The 4,036-nt window shown below is 74.4% G+C and carries 4 protein-coding genes; 1 reads left to right on the top strand and 3 read right to left on the bottom strand.

Features of this window, described 5'->3' with window-relative positions; all coding sequences use genetic code 11:
• From ABD308_RS12460 to ABD308_RS12450, 3 genes are all read right to left on the bottom strand, one after another.
• Positions 1–698: response regulator (locus ABD308_RS12460; protein ID WP_344332723.1), on the bottom strand; the 698-nt coding region annotated here is incomplete at its 3' end.
• A gap of 41 nt (positions 699–739) precedes the next feature.
• Positions 740–1,987, bottom strand: a complete 1,248-nt coding sequence (gene macS / locus ABD308_RS12455; RefSeq protein WP_425554750.1) for a MacS family sensor histidine kinase — start codon at positions 1,985–1,987, stop codon at positions 740–742.
• A 58-nt stretch (positions 1,988–2,045) separates the two neighbouring features.
• Positions 2,046–2,849, bottom strand: a complete 804-nt coding sequence (locus ABD308_RS12450; protein WP_425554751.1) for a lysophospholipid acyltransferase family protein — start codon at positions 2,847–2,849, stop codon at positions 2,046–2,048.
• A 277-nt stretch (positions 2,850–3,126) separates the two neighbouring features.
• Here ABD308_RS12450 and ABD308_RS12445 point away from each other — a divergent pair, with 277 nt between their 5' ends.
• Positions 3,127–3,921 (top strand): alpha/beta hydrolase, encoded by a 795-nt coding sequence (locus ABD308_RS12445; protein WP_344332721.1) that lies wholly within the window; start codon positions 3,127–3,129, stop codon positions 3,919–3,921.
• The last annotated feature ends 115 nt before the right edge of the window (positions 3,922–4,036 follow it).

Genomic DNA, 4,036 nt, shown 5'->3' with positions numbered 1-4,036 from the left:
CAGATCTCGTCGTCCAGCCCCTGCTCGATCGCGTAACGGACCAGCTCGACCCGGTTGTGCAGCTGGAGCTTGCCCAGGGTGTTCTGGACGTGGTTCTGCACCGTGCGGTGCGACAGCACCAGCCGGTCGGCGATCTGCTTGTACGACAGGCCCTTGGCGACCATCCGCAGCACCTCGGTCTCCCGGGCGGTCAGCTGCGGGACGACCGGCGCGGCCGGCGCGGGCGGCTCGGCGGCCAGCCGGCGGAACTCGCCGAGCACCAGGCCGGCCAGGCCCGGGGTGAACACCGCGTCGCCGACGGCCGTGCGGCGCACCGCGTCCAGCAGCTCCTCCCGGCCGGCCGACTTGACCAGGTAGCCGGTCGCGCCGGACTTCACCGCCTCCAGCACGTCCGCGTGCTCGCCGCTCGCGGAGAGCACCAGGACCCGCACCGTCGGGTCGTGCGCGACCACCTGGCGGCAGACCTCGGCGCCGGACAGTCCGGGCAGGTTGAGGTCGAGCACCACGACCTGCGGGGTACAGGCGCGGGCCCGGCGGACGGCCTCCTCGCCGTCACCGGCCGTGGCCACCACGTCCAGACCGGCCTCGGCGAGGTCGCGGGAGACGGCGTCGCGCCACATCGGGTGGTCGTCCACCACCATGACCCGCACCGGCCGCTCGGCGGGCGCCTGCTGGTCGATCGGCTGCTGGGTGGTCATGCTCGGGGCCCTTTCGGAGGAGGAGTCGGCTCGGGCCGCTGTCACAGCAGGCCGGCCGGGGCGTCGGAACCGGCGCGCGGGACCCGCAGCTCCACCTCGACGCCCTCGCCGGGCGCCGAGTACAGCTCGGCCGTCCCGCCGAGGTCCCGCAGCCGGCCGCGGATCGACTGGGAGACGCCGAGCCGGCCGGCCCGCTCCGCCTCGCCGAGCCGCCCGGGCGCGAAGCCCGGACCGTCGTCGCGGATCGAGACGGTGACGGCCTGCGGCTCGTCCTCCACCAGGATCCAGGCACGCGCCGCGGGTCCGGCGTGGGTGCGGACGTTGTCCACCGCGGCGCCGACGGCCGCGGCCAGCTCACCGGCGGCCGGGGCGGGCAGCAGCACCGGGGTGCCGGGGGCGGACAGCGTGACCCGCTCGTCGGCGTACGGGGCGAGCAGGGTGCGCAGGTCCTGCGGGCGCTCCGGCCGCCCGGTCTCGCGCTGGGCGGGCAGCGGGCCGCCGCTCATCAGCGCGCGCAGGGCACGCTCCTGCTCGCCCGCCAGCCGCCCCAGCTCGGCGAGGTCCGCACCGGCGGCGGAACCGGCCGGGGAGGTGCCCGGCGAAACCTCGGTGCCCCGGCGCTGGACCAGCGCGAGCACCTGCAGCACGCCGTCGTGGATGTCCCGGGAGAGCCGCTCGCGCTCCCGGGTGGCCGCCTCGACCTGGAGCGCCCGGGTGAGCGTCGCCTCACTGGCCCGGGCGAGCTCCATGACGTAGCCGATCGCGCAGCCGGCCAGCATCAGCAGCACGATGTTGTGGACGTTGTCGCCGGTCGGACCGCCGTGGCCGAGGATGTTGGCCACCCCGATCACCGACCCGGCGGCCGCCGCCCAGCGCCAGCCGCCCCGGCCGGCGAAGCCGAGCACCGTGCCCGCCGCCCAGATGGTGGGCAGGGTCGGCGCGCCGCGGCTGATCCGGGACGGCTCGTCGATCATGCCGCTCATCACGATGCCGGTGACCACGAGGACGAGGTCGGTGGCGAGCACGTACCAGGTGCAGCGCTGCGGGCCGGAGAAGGCCCGGGTGGAGGCGAGCGTCCAGAGAGTCAGCGCGCCGAGGTAGATCCAGCCGGCGACCGGGTGCACGAACGCGAGGTAGGAGTCGAAGTAGCGGAGCAGCGCGTAGCAGAGCGCCAGCACCCGGAAGAGCGAGATCGCCCGCCAGAGCGGCAGTTCGACGGACATGCCGCCCGCCGCCACCGCCGCGCCGACCGCGCCCGGGCCGGTCCCGGTTCTGCCGCCGTCCATCATGCCTGCCGTCCTCCCCCGGTACCCGGCCGGCCCCGTCTCGGGCCGACCCGGTCCCCTCCTACCGCTCCTGCTCGGACTTCTCCGCTCCGGCCGCCTTCTCCGCCTCCGCCTTCTCCTCGGCCTTCTCGGCCTTGGCGGCGGCCTGCTCGGCCTTCTGGACGGCCTTGCGCTCGGCGTCGGCCTTCTTCTTGTCCTCGGCGATCTGCCGCTTGGCGGCCGTGGCGTAGACGTCCACGTACTCCTGGCCGGAGAGCCGCATGATCTCGTACATCACCTCGTCCGTCACCGAACGGAGGATGAAGCGGTCGTTCTCCATGCCGTGGTAGCGGGAGAAGTCCAGCGGGCGGCCGATCCGGATGCCCGGGCGGATGCCGAAGTTCGGGACCACCTGGCCGGGCGGCTGCACCTTCTCGGTGTCGATCATCGCGACCGGGATGACCGGCGCGCCGGTCGCCAGCGCGACCCGGGCCAGGCCGCCGACCTTGCCCCGGTAGAGCTTGCCGTCGGGCGAGCGGGTGCCCTCCGGGTAGACGCCGAACAGCTCGCCGCGGTCCAGCACGGCGATCGCCGAACGGATCGCCGCCTCGCCGGCGCCGCGCACGCCCGAGCGGTCCACCGGGAGCTGGCCGACGCCCTTGAAGAAGGCGGCGGTCAGCCGGCCCTTGATGCCCGGCGTGGTGAAGTACTCGGCCTTGGCGATGAACGTCACCCGCCGCTTGATCAGCGCGGGGAAGAAGAAGGAGTCCGAGAAGGAGAGGTGGTTGCTCGCGATGATCGCGGCACCCTCGGCCGGGATGTTCTCCTCACCCTCGATCCACGGCCGGAAGAAGATCCGCAGCAGCGGCGCGACGATCAACTTCATCAGTCGGTAGAACAACCCGGGCCTCCTGTATTGCGGACCGGTCGATCCTAATGCCCCGCGGCGTCAGCCCGTGCCCCGCCCCGCCCCGGCGGGGTGTCCGGCCCCCTCGGTGACGGGGCGTCGGGCCCGGTTCCCGGCGGGGGTGTACGGAGCGGGCGGGCACGTGGGACGATGCGAATTCCGCAGCCTCCCGATCCGTCCGGTCCGCCCGCACGCCCCGCACGCCCCGCACGTACAGCGTCACCCTCCAGCGTCCTCGCCCGCGAAGGAGTCCGCCATGCCGCTGCTGCCCGGCGCCGAACCGTACCGCCACCGGGGCGGGCCGGTGGGCGTCCTGCTCTGCCACGGGTTCACCGGCTCGCCGCAGTCGCTGCGGCCGTGGGCGGAGGACCTCGCCGCCGCCGGGTACACCGTCGCGCTGCCGCTGCTGCCGGGCCACGGCACCCGCTGGCAGGACATGCAGCGGACCCGCTGGGAGGACTGGTACGCCGAGGTCGAGCGGGAGCTGCTGGACCTGACGGCGCGGTGCGAGCGGGTGTTCGTCCTCGGGCTGTCGATGGGCGGCGGCCTGGCGCTGCGGCTGGCCGCGCTGCACGGTCCCGCGGTCGCCGGACTGGTGCTGGTCAACCCGTCGGTGCGCTCGGACAACCCCGCGAGTGTCATTCTGCCGGTGCTGCGCCACCTCGTCCCCAGCCTGCCCGGGGTCGCCAACGACATCGCCCGGCCCGGCGCGGTCGAGCTGGGCTACGACCGGACGCCGCTGCACGCCGCCTGGTCGCTGGCCCGGCTGTGGAAGGACGTCCAGGCGCGGCTGCCGCAGGTGACCCAGCCGGTGCTGCTCTTCCGCAGCCCGCAGGACCACGTGGTCTCCGCGGCCAACTCCGAGCTGGTGCTGGCCCGGATATCCTCGACCGACGTGACGGAGCGGCTGTGCCAGCGCAGCTACCACGTCGCGACGCTGGACCACGACGCGGCGGAAATATTCTCGACCGCCCAGGACTTCATCCGACGGCTGGCTCCCGCGCACGCGGCGGGCGCCACCCCGGTGAAATCCGACCACCACCAAGGCTGAAGGGCCGGAAGTGCACGAGAGCAGCACGGCGGGCGGCGAGGACGAAACGCCCCGCGAGGAGGGTGCGACCACCGGCGGCGCGCGACCGGGCGCCGGTCGGACGGACGGCGAGCAG

Source organism: Kitasatospora putterlickiae (assembly GCF_039527695.1).
GTDB lineage: Bacteria > Actinomycetota > Actinomycetes > Streptomycetales > Streptomycetaceae > Kitasatospora > Kitasatospora putterlickiae.
This window is presented reverse-complemented; position numbering and strand designations above follow the sequence as displayed.